This window comes from Streptomyces sp. NPDC042102, assembly GCF_055582305.1.
The window spans coordinates 271,144-284,384 of record NZ_JBVJDL010000005.1; the positions used below are offsets into that span (position 1 = coordinate 271,144).

Consider the following 13,241-nt stretch of genomic DNA (forward strand, 5'->3'; position numbering starts at 1 on the left):
CTGCGGCGCCAGATGACCCGCTACGGCGCCCGGTGGCGCCGGATGCCCGCGATGCGCAGGGCCGCGTCCGCCGTGGCCTGCGCGAAGGCCTCCACCGGGCGGTGCGGGTCCGAGCGGTGGATCAGCATCACGCCCTCGATCAGCCCGAAGACCAGGTCGGTGCGCAGCGACAACCCGGCCGGATTGCCGGCCAGTTCGGCGGCGGCCGAGGTGCCCGCCAGCAACGTGCGGTAGGCGTCCTTCAGTTCGCCGCGCATCCGGCGGAAGCGGGCGAAGCGCTCACCGGCGACCTCGGGCAACAGGTAGAGCCCGCCGAGGTTGTACGGGCCGGAGCACAGCAGATGGACGTCCGAGCGGCACAGCTCCCACAGCCGCGCCTCGGGCGGGCGCCCGGGGTCGGCGAGCAGCCGCCGCGCCAGGGCCAGCGAGGGGGCGACCGTGGACTCCAGGAGTTCGGCGAGGAGTTGTTCCTTGCCGCCGAAGTAGTGGTACATCGTGGCCTGGCGCATTCCCGCCCGTTCGGCCACCGCCCGGGTGGTGGTGGCCGCGTACCCGCGATCGGCGAACAACTCCGCCGCCGCGCAGAGGAGTTCCTCGCGCGGCGGACGCCCGCTCTGCTGTCTGTGCCCGTCGGCGCGCGGGCGTCCGACCCGTCTACCTGGCCCGTTCATGCGCCGATCGTCGCACAGCAGGCCGAGAATCGATCATGGCAAGAGATGAGATCCGGCCACGGTCTCCTTCGGAGGAAGGCCCAAAAACGGCTATCCGACCGAGCTGTAGGCCACTACACCCCGCAACAGCGCGTCCACGGCCTTGCGTGCGTTACGGGCCACCGTGGAGCCGCTCTCACCGCCCGCCGGAGCGGCCGCCGCGATCTGTCCGAGCACGTCGATGACCTGCTTGCACCAGCGCACGAAGTCGCCGGCCGGCATCTCCGCCTCGCGCAGCACCTCGTCCAGGCTCTTGTCGGAGGCCCACTGGTAGGCCGCCCACGCGAAGCCGAGGTCCGGCTCGCGCTGGCCCACGCCCTCCGTCTGGTTGATCCGGTGCTCCTCCTCCAGCGCGTCGAGCCGGCCCCAGATGTGGACCATCTCGCCGAGCGCCGCCTTCGCCGCGCCGCCGGGCACCTTCGGCGCCACCGCGTCGTCGGCCTGGCGGGCCTCGAAGACCAGCGCCGAGACGCAGGCGGCGAGCTCGGCCGGGTTCAGGCCCTCCCAGACGCCCGCCCGCAGGCACTCGGAGGCCAGCAGGTCGAGTTCGCCGTACAGGCGGGCGAGCCGCCTGCCGTGCTCGGTGACCTCGTCCTCGCGCAGGTAGTCCAGCTCGGTCAGCAGCGCGTGGATCCGGTCGAAGGTGCGGGCGATGGTGTTCGTGCGGCCCTCGATCCGCCGCTCCAGCTGCTTGGTGTCGCGCTGGAGGCGGTGGTAGCGCTCCGCCCAGCGGGCGTGGTCCTCGCGCTCGTCGCAGCCGTGGCAGGGGTGCTGGCGCAGCTCGGCGCGCAGCCTGGCGATCTCGCGGTCGTCGGCGGCCGCCGCCCGGCCGGGCCGGTGCCGGTCGGGCACGATGTGCCCGGCCTTGGTGCGCAGCGCGGACGCCAGGTCCCGGCGGGACTGCGGCGAGCGCGGGTTGAAGGACTTGGGGATCCGCATCCGCTCGAGCGGCTCCACCGGGACGGGGAAGTCGATCGCGGCGAGCCGCTTGACCTGCCGCTCGACGGTCAGCACCAGCGGGCGCGGGCCCTCGTGGTACTCGTGGCCGCGGTGCCCGTTGACCCGCCCGCCCGGCACGCCCGGATCCAGGACCAGGGCCAGTCCGGCGAACTTGCCGGTGGGCACGTGGATGACGTCGCCCGGCTTGAGCCGCTCCAGCGAGCTCGCCGCCTGCGCCCGGCGCTGGGACGCGCCCTGCTTGGCCAGCTCCGTCTCGCGGTCCTTCAGGTCGCGGCGCAGCCGCGCGTACTCCTCGAAGTCGCCCAGGTGGCAGGTCATGCCCTCGCGGTAGCCGGTCAGGCCCTCCTCGTTGCGCTGGACCTGGCGGGAGATCCCGACGACCGAGCGGTCCGCCTGGAACTGGGCGAAGGAGGTCTCCAGCAGCTCGCGCGAGCGGTGCCGGCCGAACTGCTGCACCAGGTTGACCGCCATGTTGTACGACGGCTTGAAGCTGGAGCGCAGCGGGTACGTGCGCGTGCCGGCCAGACCCGCGAGCGCGCCCGGGTCCATGGCGCGCTGCCACAGCACCACCGCGTGGCCCTCGACGTCGATGCCGCGCCGCCCGGCACGGCCGGTGAGCTGGGTGTACTCGCCGGGGGTGATGTCGGCGTGCTGCTCGCCGTTCCACTTGACGAGCTTCTCCAGGATCACCGTGCGCGCGGGCATGTTGATGCCCAGCGCCAGGGTCTCGGTGGCGAAGACGGCCTTGACCAGGCCGCGCACGAAGAGCTCCTCCACGACCTCCTTGAAGGTCGGCAGCATGCCGGCGTGGTGCGCGGCGATGCCCCGCTCCAGGCCCTCCAGCCACTCGTAGTAGCCGAGCACGTGCAGGTCCTCGGCCGGGATGGCGGCCGTGCGCTCCTCGACGATGCCGCGCACCGTCAGGCGCGCCTCCTCGTTGTTCAGGCGCAGCCCGGCGTACAGGCACTGCTGGACGGCGGCCTCGCAGCCGGCCCGGCTGAAGATGAAGGTGATGGCCGGGAGCAGGCCCTCGTTGTCGAGGCGCTCGATGACCTCGGGGCGGCCCGGGGTCCAGATCCGGCCCCGGGAGCGGCGCTCGCGCTCGCGGTCGGCCTCGCGGACCATCTTGCCGCGGCGCCGGTCGCGCGGGTTGTACGTCCGGCTGTTCTCCTCGCGGGCCATGCGCAGCAGGTCGGGGTTGACCTCGCGGCGGGCGGAGCCGCGGCCGCCGTGGTCGCTCTCCTCCTCGAAGAGGTCGTAGATCCGGCGGCCGGCCATGACGTGCTGCCACAGCGGGACGGGCCGCTCCTCGGAGACGATCACTTCGGTGTCGCCACGCACGGTGTCCAGCCAGTCACCGAACTCCTCCGCGTTGGAGACGGTGGCCGACAGGGAGACCAGGGTCACCGACTCGGGGAGGTGGATGATCACTTCCTCCCAGACGGCACCGCGGAACCGGTCGGAGAGGTAGTGCACCTCGTCCATCACGACGTAGCCGAGGCCGAGGAGCGACTGGGAGCCCGCGTAGAGCATGTTGCGGAGCACCTCGGTGGTCATCACGACCACCGGCGCCTCGGAGTTGACGCTGTTGTCACCGGTCAGCAGGCCCACCTTGTCGGCGCCGTAGCGCTTGACGAGGTCGGCGTACTTCTGGTTCGACAGGGCCTTGATGGGCGTGGTGTAGAAGCACTTGCGGCCCTGCCGCAGGGCCAGGTGCACGGCGAATTCGCCGACGATGGTCTTGCCGGATCCGGTGGGGGCGGCCACGAGCACGCCCTTGCCGGCCTCCAGGGCCTGGCAGGCTTCGATCTGGAAGGGATCCAGTCCGAATTCGTACATCTCGCGGAAGGGGGCCAGCGCGGTGGCCTCCTCGGCGGCGCGGATCCGGGCAGCGGCGTAGCGCTCGGCGGGAGAGAGGTCCTCGGTCATCTTGACTTGAGCCTACCCGCCACCTGTGACAACAGGCGCGACCTTTACGGCAGGGACCGCACGACCCCGGCGGGGGCCGCACAACCCCCGGCGGGGGCCGCGGAACGCCGGTGGGAGCGGCCGGGAACGCGGAGAAGCGGCCGGTGCGCGGTGTACGCGCCCCGGCCGCTTCCGGCGGCGGGATGGTGGGATGGCGGGCGGCGGACCTCAGGTCGCGTCGTCGTAGCCGTTGATCCGGCGGCGGTCGCCGTCGGCCTGCTCGGGCAGGGCCGCGGGGGCGGCCACCGCCTCGGTCGCGCCGAGCGCGGCCGGGGTCAGGTCCAGCTGCGAGGCCTCGTCGTCGTCGAGGCCCGCGTCCGGGTCCCTGCGCTTGCGCCTGCGGTCGTTGACCAGGCAGATCCCGAGCGCGATGAAGTAGAGGGCCACGATGGGCAGGGCCAGCGCCAGCATGGTCGGCGGGTCACCGGTGGGGGTGGCGAAGGCCGAGAAGACCGTGATGCCGAGGACGAAGCCCCGCCACCAGCCGGCCAGCCGCTTCGCGGTGAGCACCCCGGTGAAGTTCAGCAGGACCAGCAGCAGGGGCAGCTCGAAGGCGAGCCCGAAGACGATCACCATGCGGGTGACCAGGTCGAGGTAGTCGTCGACCGGGAGCAGGTTGCGTACGTTGTCGGGCGTGAACTCGAGCAGGATCTGCGCGGTCTGCGGGAGGACCTTGTACGCGAGCACCGCGCCGGACAGGAAGAGCGGGGCGCCCACGGCGACGAAGGTCAGCGCGTACTTCTTCTCGTGCCGGTGCAGGCCGGGGGCGGCGAAGGCCCAGACCTGGTAGAGCCAGATCGGGGTCGCCAGCACGATGCCCGCCATGAGGCCGACCTTGAGCGCGATGGAGAACGGCGCGATCAGACCGTTGACGGTCATGTCCGCGCAGGGACGGCCGTTGCGCTGGGTCACCACACCGTCGAGGCAGCCCACCGAGCTGAGCATCGGCTCCAGCAGGAACGCGATGATCGGGCGGAAGTTGTACGCGGCGATGACGGTGATCACGAGGATCGCCAGTACCGACTTCAGCAGGCGGTTCCGCAGCTCACGCAGGTGCTCGACAAGAGGCATCCGCCCTTCGGCGTCCTTCTCCTGCTTGCCTTGGTTCCCCTGCTTACGGGCAGACTTGAGCAACCCACGTCCCTTGTCTCGTTGCAGATGACTGGCGTGACCGGCGATCAGCCCTGGGCGGTGCGGTTCGGCTCGTTGACGGGCCGGGAGCTGGTGACGTCACCCGGCGCGGCCTGGATGGTGCGCGGGGCCGCCTGCTGCTGCGGGGCGGTGGTGTCGGCGACCGGGGCGGCCGGCGCGGCGTCGGCCTCGCCGTCCTTCTTCATCGCCTTGGCCTCGCTCTTGAGGATGCGGGCCGACTTGCCCAGCGAGCGGGCCATCTCGGGGAGCTTCTTGGCGCCGAACAGCAGCACGATCACGGCGATGATCAGGAGGATCTCAAGAGGCTTCAGATTGCCGATCATGTGTGACTTCCTTCTCACCGAAACGGCTGGGTGTGGTGGCGGGCAGCCCGGGACGCCCCGGAATGCTCTCTGGCAAGGATCGTAACCCCCAGGGGTTAACGCCCGGCAATCCCCCGGGGTACCCCCGCTTGCGCCGCCAGATCGGCCGCGGCCTGCTCCAGCTCCCCCGCGGCGCCGGAGATCCGGCGCCCGGCACGGTCCACCTCACGGGCCAGCCGCCGGGCCTGGAGGCCCACCCGGACGGCGAGCACTCCGAGGACGGACAGACCGGTGAAACCCAGGGCAATCGCGAGCATCGGCCACAGCATGCCCCGAGCCTAGCGGGTGCCCTCACACGCTCCGCAGGGTGCTCACCCCACCGCCGGTCAGCAGCTCGACGATGCGCTCACCGGCGGGTTTGCGGACCGACGCGCCGCACTCGGGGCAGGTGAACGAGTAGAAGGTGGCCTTCCGGGTCCCGCCGATGGCCAGGCGCAACGCGCCCGCCGCCAGCTCGCAGCGGGCCCGGCAGTCAGGACAGGCCGCCTTGAAGGTGACCGGCCCCCGGCCCCCCGAGCGGCCAGACAACGCAGACATTCCAGACATCGCTCGGCGATCCCCCTCAGTCCTGTTCCCCATACCCCGCGAGTGCGTCACGAGCCGCCTGCCGGGCGCTCTCCGCCAGCTCTCGAGGCTCCACGATCCGTCCGTCCCGCCCCAGCCTCAGCCCCAGGCGCCGCAGGCTCGCCGGATCCGGGGTGCGCAGCGTGATCCGAAGACCGCCGTCGGGGAGCTCGCGCGCGCTGTCGTGCGGGTAGTACTCGGCCACCCAGCGCCCACCGGGGCCGACCTCGACCACCACCTCCGGGTCCTCGGCGGCCGGCTGCACCAGCCCCTCGGACAGGTCCCGCGGCTCGATCGCCGGCGGCTCCGCCCGCTCGTCCAGCAGCCGGATCTCGGCCACCCGGTCCAGCCGGAAGGTGCGCCGCGCCTCGGAGAGGTGGCACCACCCCTCCAGGTAGGTGTGCCCCACGGCGAACAGCCGGATCGGGTCGACCGTGCGCTCGGTCAGCTCGTCCCGGGCCGGCGAGTAGTAACGCAGCCACAGCCGCCGCCGCTCCGAGATCGCCCGGTCGACGTCGGCGAAGACCCCGCCCTCCGACTCGAAGGTCACCGACAGCCGCGCGCTCGCCCCGGCCGCCTCGCCCGCGGCCGCCTCCAGCTTCGCGGTGGCCCGCAGCAGCGCGTCCCGGTCGCTCTCGCGCAGCCCCGGCAGCGTCGCCACCGCGCGGGCGGCCACCAGCAGCGCGGTCGCCTCGTCGGCGGCCAGCCGCAGCGGCTCCGCCGTGGACTCCCCCGACGCGTCCGGATTGCGCCACCAGATGCGCTCACCGTCGGTGTCGATGTCGAGCAGGTCCCCGCCCCGGAAGGACGTCCCGCACATCGGCAGCACGTCCAGGTCCGAGATCAGCTCGTCCTCGGTGATCCCGAAGGCACGCGCCACATCGGCGATGTGCGCCCCGGGGCGCTCGCGCAGATACGTCACCAGGGACAGCATCCGGCGGGTCTGGTCAATGGCGTTCGCAGCCATGCTGGTACGCGTCCCCCTCAGCCCTTGGCCACGGCACGGAGCCGGTCGACCACGTCGGCCCGCAGATCAGCGGGCTCCACCACCACCACGTCCGGCCCGAACTCCACCAGCCAGGCGTCCAGCCCGTGCCCGTACGGGATCTCCAGCTCGTCCCAGCCGTCCCCGCCCTCGCGCACCGCCGTGGCCCGGGCCCGCAGCGGGTACCCGGCGCCCGCGCGCAGCCGGATCAGCGCCGAGCGGTCCGCGCTCTCCCCGGCCCAGCTCGCCACGGTCTCCCGTACGGTCACCACGTCCGGGACCTCGGCCGTGTACCTCCCGGCACGGCTCTTGACCTTGCCGCAGATCCGCGACAGCCGGAACACCCGCTCCGCGCCGCGGTCACGGTCGAAGCCCGCCAGGTACCAGTGGCCGCGCCAGCACTCCAGCGCCCACGGCTCCACCTGGCGCGTCTCGGGGCGCGCCGCGTTGGACTTGCGGTAGTCGAAGGTGACCGGGCGGCGGTCCCGGCAGGCCAGCATCAGCGGCTCGAAGGCCGCCTCGTGGACCGGGATGCGCGGCTCGATCGCGCTGTGCTGGCCGTCGTAGGCATCGCCGGCCTCCGGCATGCCGCCGGCCCGCAGCTTCTGCAGGGCCCCGCTGGCCGCACCCGCGAGCCGCGCCTGCTGCCACACCTTGGCCGCCAGGCCCAGGGCCGCGGCCTCCTCGGCGTCCAGCGAGACGGGCGGCAGCCGGTTGCTGTCGCGGCGGGCGAGGTAGCCGGTCTCACCCTCCAGGTTCTCCACCGTCTCGATCACCAGACCGAGCTCGCGCAGATCGTCCTTGTCCCGCTCGAACATCCGGTTGAAGGACTCGTCGTTGCCGGCCTCCATATAGGCCTCGATGGAACCACGCAGCTCACGCTTGCTGAGCGGCCGGCGGGTCCCCAGCAGACACAGCGCCAGGTTCATCAGCCGCTCGGCCTTGGCAATCGCCATCGACGCCCGTCCGCCCTTCTCACACCTACACATCGTCTGACACGTACACAGTCGTGACCGTTGACCGTACCGCCCCGGCGGGCCCCCGCAAAAGCGAGGGGCCCCAGCCGAAAAGGCTGGGGCCCCGCACCGGTCACGACCGGAAGGATCAGACGCCCATCAGGTCGCAGACGAAGATCAGGGTCTCACCCGGAGCGATCACGCCGCCGCCCGCACCGCGGTCGCCGTACGCCAGGTGCGCCGGGATCGTCAGCTTGCGGCGGCCGCCGACCTTCATGCCCTGGATGCCCTGGTCCCAGCCCGGGATGACCTGGCCGGCACCCAGCTGGAACTGCAGCGCGGAGCCACGGTTCCAGGAGGCGTCGAACTCCTCGCCGGTGGAGAAGGCCACGCCCACGTAGTGGACCTTGACCGTGGCGCCGGCCTTGGCCTCCGGGCCGTCACCCTCCCAGATCTCCTCGATCAGGAGGTCGGTGGGGGCCGGGCCCTCCGGGAAGTCGATCTCGGGCTTCTCGAGCTTGTCGCTCACGGAACTGCTCCTCAAACTCACGAACGTCGGGGTCCCGCCCGGAAGCAGCCGGGGGGAACAACCGGGACAGTCTTACATCAACGCCAGGATGTCGAGGCTGAACACCAGCGTCGAGTTGGCCGGGATGTTGCCCTGCTGCTTGTCGGCGAAGCCCTGGTCGGGCGGCAGGACCAGCAGGACACGGCTGCCGACCTTCTTGCCGAGGATGCCGTCCTTCAGGCCCTTGACGGACAGCTGGTCCATGGGCCACGTCACCGTCTGACCGGAGGTGTACGTGCTCTCGAAGGTCTTGTCGTCGGCCCACAGCTTGCCGTTGAACTTGACGACGACCTTGTCGGAGTCCTTCACCGCCGGGCCCTCGCCCTCCAGGACGTAGTTCGACACCAGCTTGGCCGGCGGCGTCACGTCCTTGGGAACCGCGACGGACACCTCCTTGCCATCGGCGTTGGTGCCGACCTTGGGCAGGTCCTTGTTCTCCTGCGCGACCTCCTTGCCGATGGCCGACGGCGGGATCGTCGCACCCTTGACGATGTCCACCACGAACACCAGCGTGGAGTTCGGCGGGATCTTCTCGCCCGAGCCCTGCGCGCCGTAACCCTGGTCCGGCGGGATCACCAGCTCGACACGGCTGCCGACCTTCTGGCCCTCCAGGCCCTTGTCCCAGCCCGGGATGACCATGCCGGCACCGACGGTGACGTCGAACAGCGCGCCGCGGTCGAAGCTCGTGTCGAACGGCTCCTTGCTGTCCCACACCTGGCCGTAGTAGTTGACCTGGGCGACGTCACCCTTCTTCAGGGCCGGACCGTCGCCCGCACTCAGGACCTCGACCTTGAGTTCCTTGGGCGGGGCGCCCTTCCCCGGGGACAGGGCGGGCTTCTCCCCGAACTTGGCGCCCTTCGTGATCGCGGGCACCCCGTTCTTCATCTGGACGGAGTCGGAGCCTTTGTCGTCGCCACAGGCCGCTGTCGACAGCAGCAGAAGGGGTACGACAAGCAGGCCGGCAAGTCGGCGCACGTGTTCCTCAGATCTCAGACGGCACAAAGGGTCGCCGCCACTCTAAGCCGTGCCGAGGGCCCCGTACGAGTGACGTACGGGGCCCCGCGACAGATCACAACCAAGATCACATGCCGGCGATCAGCTTCTCCACCCGGTCGTCCACCGCACGGAACGGGTCCTTGCACAGCACCGTGCGCTGCGCCTGATCGTTCAGCTTCAGGTGCACCCAGTCCACCGTGAAGTCCCGCCGCTGCTCCTGCGCACGCCGGATGAAGTCACCGCGCAACCGAGCCCGGGTCGTCTGCGGCGGCACCGACTTCCCCTCGAAGATCTTCAGGTCGTTGCAGATCCGCGCCGCCTGCCCCTTGCGCTCCAGCAGGTAGTACAACCCCCGCCGGCGGTGGATGTCGTGATAGGCGAGGTCTATCTGCGCCACCCGCGGGTTCGACATGGTCATGTTGTGCTTGGCCCGGTACCGCTCGATGAGCTTGTACTTCATGACCCAGTCGATCTCGGTGTCGATCCGGTCAAGGTCCTCCGCCTCGACCGCGTCCAGGGTCCGGCCCCACAGCTCCAGCACCTGCTCCACCGTGCCGGTACGGATCCCCCGGCGCTCGGCGAAGTCCACCGCCTTGTCGAAGTACTCCCGCTGGATCTCCAGCGCCGACGCCTCCCGGCCACTGGCCAGACGCACCTTGCGCTGCCCCGTGATGTCGTGGCTGACCTCCCGGATCGCCCGGATCGGGTTCTCCAGGGTCAGGTCCCGCATCACCGTGCCCGCCTCGATCATGCGCAGCACCAGGTCGGTGGCCCCGACCTTGAGCAGCATCGTCGTCTCCGACATGTTCGAGTCGCCCACGATCACGTGCAGGCGCCGGTAGCGCTCGGCGTCCGCGTGCGGCTCGTCCCGCGTGTTGATGATCGGCCGGGACCGGGTCGTCGCGGAACTGACGCCCTCCCAGATGTGCTCGGCCCGCTGGCTCACGCAGTAGACCGCACCCCGCGGCGTCTGCAGCACCTTCCCCGCGCCACAGATCAGCTGCCGGGTGACGAGGAACGGAATGAGGATGTCCGCCAGGCGGGAGAATTCCCCGTGCCGCGCCACCAGGTAGTTCTCGTGACAGCCGTAGGAGTTGCCCGCCGAGTCGGTGTTGTTCTTGAAGAGATAGACGTCGCCCGCGATTCCCTCCTCGTGCAGGCGGCGTTCGGCATCGACCAGCAGTCCTTCGAGAATCCGCTCGCCGGCCTTGTCGTGCGTGACCAACTCGGTCACGTTGTCGCATTCGGGAGTTGCATATTCCGGATGCGAACCCACGTCCAGGTACAGGCGGGCGCCGTTCCGCAGGAAGACATTGCTGCTGCGGCCCCATGACACGACACGGCGGAAGAGGTAGCGCGCCACTTCGTCAGGAGACAGTCGGCGCTGTCCCCTGAACGTGCACGTGACGCCGTACTCGTTCTCCAGCCCGAAAATGCGGCGGTCCATGACTGAACATTACGCCTTCTGCTGTGTTCTGAAACCGGGTTCGAGAACGCCGTTTCGATCAGTTTCTGATGAGCGGGTCCACGGAACCCGAAGGCGCGCCGGTCACACCCCGCGCCCGGCCCGGCGCCGCCAGCACCCGCTGAGTGGCCATCAGCACCAGCAGAGCCAGCACCCCGCCCGCCGACGCCACCCCGAAGCCCGCCGCCGTCCCGCCCAGTTCCACCGCGGGACCCGCCACCGCCGTACCCATCGCCGCACCCACCCCGAAGAACGTCACCAACCACGAGAACGCCTCCGTCACCGTGCCCACCGGAGCGTGCCGGTCCACCACGATGAACGCGCACGCGATCGACGGCGCCAGGAACACCCCCGCCAGCGCCGCCAGCGCCGTCATCGCCACCGGATCCGGAGTCAGCATCAACGGCACGTAGCCCACCGCCAGCAGCGCCACCAGCAGCCGCAGCCGCCGCTCCGGCGCACCCCGCCAGCTGCGCGCCCCGTAGACCACACCGCCGATCAGCGCCCCCAGCCCCAGCGCCGCCATCAGCCAGCCGTACACCGCCTCGTTCCCGTGGTCGTCCGCATACGCCACACCGGCCACCGTGATGGACCCCAGCGCCGTCCCCACGAAGAAGAACGCGCCCAGCAGCGCCAGCAGCCCGCCCGAACGCAGCGCGCCCAGCCAGTGCGCCTCGCGCGGCGCCGAGCGCCAGGCGCGCGAGGGCGGCGAGAGCACCACTGACAGCGCCCCCAGCACCCCCACCGCATTGATCACCAGCAGCGCCACCGCCGGATCCCACAGCGCCACCAGCAGCGTCACCAGCAGCGGACCCACCGTGAACATGACCTCCTGGGCCACCGCGTCCATCGCGTACGCCTGGTGCACCCGCTCCTCGCGGCCCCCCAGCACGTTCGGCCACAGCGCCCGCAGGCCCCCCTCCAGCGGCGGCGTGAACAGACCCGCGACCACCACCGCGGCGTACGCCCCCAGCACCGGCGTGGTGCCCGCCAGCGCCAGCCACACCATGCCCAGCGCCGAGACGAGGGCGGCCGGCAGCTGCACGCGCGGCTGGCCGTACAGGTCCACGGCCCGGCCCAGCAGCGGCTGGCCCACCGCGTTGGCCACGCCGTACACCGCGGCCAGCGCACCGGCCAGGCTGTAGCTGCCCCCCTCCGCACGGGTGAAGAGCACGATCGCGATCGGCGCGGTGCCGTTCGGCAACCGCCCTATGAGCGTGCCGACCAGCAGCCTCGCCGCGTGCCGCGTCCTCAGCAGCTCCGCGTATCCCGCGGCCATGTCCGCCCCTTTCCGCCCGGACCCCACCGAGGATCTCAGGTAATACGTATAACGTGACGGGTCATACGTACCATGACCACATCCCGCGGTCCACCCCGCACCCACCCCCACACCCACCCCGCACCCCACGACCTCGCACTTCAGGAGCCCCGTGTGACGAGACCCACCAGCCGCGACGTCGCCCACGCCGCCGGGGTCTCCCAGGCCACCGTCTCCCTCGTCCTCGCCGGAAAATGGCGCGGCCGCGTCTCCGAACGCACCGCCACCCACGTCCGCGAAACCGCCGACGCCCTCGGCTACCGCCCCAACCTCGCCGCCCGCAACCTGCGCCTGGGCAGCACCCGCACCGCCCTCCTCGTCGTCCCCGCCCTCACCAACGAGTTCTTCGCCCGCGTCTACACCGGCGCCGCCAAGGTCGCCGCCGGACACGGCTTCGGCGTGGTGCTCTACCTCTCCCCCGACGGCACCGGCCCCGCCCGCGACCCCTTCGCCTCCGCCCGCACCGCCCTCGACGGCATCATCGCCTCCTCCATGGCCACCGACGCCCTCGAAGGCATCCGCGGCGAGGACCAGGACCTGCCCCTGGTCATGCTCGACAGCGATCCCACCGCCGGCGGCGCCTCCGCCTTCGTCAACATCGCCCTCGCCGACGGCATGACCGCCGTCACCACCCACCTCCTGGACCAGGGCCACCGGCACTTCCTGCACCTCGCCTCGGCCGTCGACTCCTGGACCTTCGACATCCGCGCCGCCGCCCTCGCCCGCACCCTCGGCCCCGGCACCGGCACCGGCACCGGCACCGGCACCGGCACCACCCTGCGCACCGTCCGCGCCCCCCTCACCATCGCCGACGCCTGCGCCGCCATGGAAAAGGCCCTGACCGACCACACCGGCCCCGCCACCACCCGCCCCACCGCCGTCGTCTGCGACGACGACATCCTCGCCGTCGGCGCCTGCAAGGCCGCCCGCCGCCTCGGCCTGGCCCTCCCCGAGGACCTCTCCGTCACCGGCTTCGACGACATGGCCCTGGCCACCGCCGTCGAACCCGAACTGACCACCGTCCGCATCCCCGCCGAACGCGTCGGCGAAGACGGCATGCGCGCCCTCCTCGCCGTCCTGGAAGGCCACCCGTGGACCGCCCCGCCCCTCCCCGTCGAACTCGTCGTCCGCGGCTCCACGGCCCCGCCCACAGCCCGCTAGAGCGATGGCACCGGACACCCTCCGGACACACCGGTGCCCCCGGACCGCGAACGGTCCGGGGGCACCGGCATACGGA

General features: G+C 71.4%; 12 protein-coding genes and 1 pseudogene. 1 reads left to right on the forward strand and 12 read right to left on the reverse strand.

Annotation, left to right across the window (positions count from 1 at the left end; translation table 11 throughout):
• Positions 1–20: 20 nt before the first annotated feature.
• The 12 genes and pseudogenes from ACZ6KO_RS23390 to ACZ6KO_RS23445 all read right to left on the reverse strand — a co-directional run bounded on the left by ACZ6KO_RS23390 (position 21) and on the right by ACZ6KO_RS23445 (position 11,965).
• A complete protein-coding gene (locus ACZ6KO_RS23390; protein WP_469305939.1) occupies positions 21–671 on the reverse strand; it encodes a TetR/AcrR family transcriptional regulator in 651 nt (216 codons plus the stop codon).
• Positions 672–761: 90 nt separating this feature from the next.
• Positions 762–3,599, reverse strand: a complete 2,838-nt coding sequence (locus ACZ6KO_RS23395) for a DEAD/DEAH box helicase (protein ID WP_469305940.1) — start codon at positions 3,597–3,599, stop codon at positions 762–764.
• Between the two features lie 207 nt (positions 3,600–3,806).
• Positions 3,807–4,772 carry a twin-arginine translocase subunit TatC gene (gene tatC, locus ACZ6KO_RS23400; protein WP_469305941.1) on the reverse strand — a complete coding sequence of 322 codons (966 nt, stop codon included), beginning with the start codon at positions 4,770–4,772 and terminating at the stop codon, positions 3,807–3,809.
• A 44-nt stretch (positions 4,773–4,816) separates the two neighbouring features.
• Positions 4,817–5,113, reverse strand: a complete 297-nt coding sequence (tatA, locus tag ACZ6KO_RS23405; protein ID WP_469305942.1) for a Sec-independent protein translocase subunit TatA — start codon at positions 5,111–5,113, stop codon at positions 4,817–4,819.
• Positions 5,114–5,208: 95 nt separating this feature from the next.
• Positions 5,209–5,409, reverse strand: coding sequence for a hypothetical protein (locus ACZ6KO_RS23410; protein ID WP_401449004.1), 201 nt, complete (start codon positions 5,407–5,409; stop codon positions 5,209–5,211).
• 34 nt (positions 5,410–5,443) lie between these two features.
• Entirely contained in the window at positions 5,444–5,689 is a 246-nt protein-coding gene (locus ACZ6KO_RS23415; protein WP_401449001.1) for a hypothetical protein, read from the reverse strand.
• Positions 5,690–5,714: 25 nt separating this feature from the next.
• On the reverse strand, positions 5,715–6,683 hold the full coding sequence (locus ACZ6KO_RS23420) for a helix-turn-helix transcriptional regulator (RefSeq protein WP_401448998.1): 969 nt from the start codon (positions 6,681–6,683) through the stop codon (positions 5,715–5,717).
• 17 nt (positions 6,684–6,700) lie between these two features.
• Positions 6,701–7,657 carry a helix-turn-helix transcriptional regulator gene (locus ACZ6KO_RS23425; protein ID WP_469305943.1) on the reverse strand — a complete coding sequence of 319 codons (957 nt, stop codon included), beginning with the start codon at positions 7,655–7,657 and terminating at the stop codon, positions 6,701–6,703.
• A gap of 148 nt (positions 7,658–7,805) precedes the next feature.
• Positions 7,806–8,186: an FKBP-type peptidyl-prolyl cis-trans isomerase gene (locus tag ACZ6KO_RS23430; protein ID WP_401448992.1), complete on the reverse strand. Its 381-nt coding sequence runs from the start codon at positions 8,184–8,186 to the stop codon at positions 7,806–7,808.
• Between the two features lie 72 nt (positions 8,187–8,258).
• Positions 8,259–9,200 carry an FKBP-type peptidyl-prolyl cis-trans isomerase gene (locus tag ACZ6KO_RS23435; RefSeq protein ID WP_469305944.1) on the reverse strand — a complete coding sequence of 314 codons (942 nt, stop codon included), beginning with the start codon at positions 9,198–9,200 and terminating at the stop codon, positions 8,259–8,261.
• A gap of 106 nt (positions 9,201–9,306) precedes the next feature.
• A complete protein-coding gene (gene pafA, locus ACZ6KO_RS23440) occupies positions 9,307–10,668 on the reverse strand; it encodes a Pup--protein ligase (protein ID WP_469305945.1) in 1,362 nt (453 codons plus the stop codon).
• A gap of 9 nt (positions 10,669–10,677) precedes the next feature.
• A pseudogene (locus tag ACZ6KO_RS23445) lies at positions 10,678–11,965 on the reverse strand (MFS transporter).
• 153 nt (positions 11,966–12,118) lie between these two features.
• Here ACZ6KO_RS23445 and ACZ6KO_RS23450 point away from each other — a divergent pair.
• The gene (locus ACZ6KO_RS23450) at positions 12,119–13,165 is read left to right on the forward strand and encodes a LacI family DNA-binding transcriptional regulator (protein WP_469305946.1); all 1,047 of its coding nucleotides are present in this window, start codon (positions 12,119–12,121) and stop codon (positions 13,163–13,165) included.
• Positions 13,166–13,241: the final 76 nt, after the last annotated feature.

What these genes read in the sequence shown, in the direction of transcription:
- ACZ6KO_RS23390 (WP_469305939.1), bottom strand. Translation starts at nt 671, where the DNA reads ATGAACGGGCCAGGTAGACGGGTCGGACGCCCGCGCGCCGACGGGCAC.
- ACZ6KO_RS23395 (WP_469305940.1), bottom strand. Translation starts at nt 3,599, where the DNA reads ATGACCGAGGACCTCTCTCCCGCCGAGCGCTACGCCGCTGCCCGGATC.
- tatA (WP_469305942.1), bottom strand. Translation starts at nt 5,113, where the DNA reads ATGATCGGCAATCTGAAGCCTCTTGAGATCCTCCTGATCATCGCCGTG.
- ACZ6KO_RS23410 (WP_401449004.1), bottom strand. Translation starts at nt 5,409, where the DNA reads ATGCTCGCGATTGCCCTGGGTTTCACCGGTCTGTCCGTCCTCGGAGTG.
- ACZ6KO_RS23415 (WP_401449001.1), bottom strand. Translation starts at nt 5,689, where the DNA reads ATGTCTGCGTTGTCTGGCCGCTCGGGGGGCCGGGGGCCGGTCACCTTC.
- ACZ6KO_RS23420 (WP_401448998.1), bottom strand. Translation starts at nt 6,683, where the DNA reads ATGGCTGCGAACGCCATTGACCAGACCCGCCGGATGCTGTCCCTGGTG.
- ACZ6KO_RS23425 (WP_469305943.1), bottom strand. Translation starts at nt 7,657, where the DNA reads ATGGCGATTGCCAAGGCCGAGCGGCTGATGAACCTGGCGCTGTGTCTG.
- pafA (WP_469305945.1), bottom strand. Translation starts at nt 10,668, where the DNA reads ATGGACCGCCGCATTTTCGGGCTGGAGAACGAGTACGGCGTCACGTGC.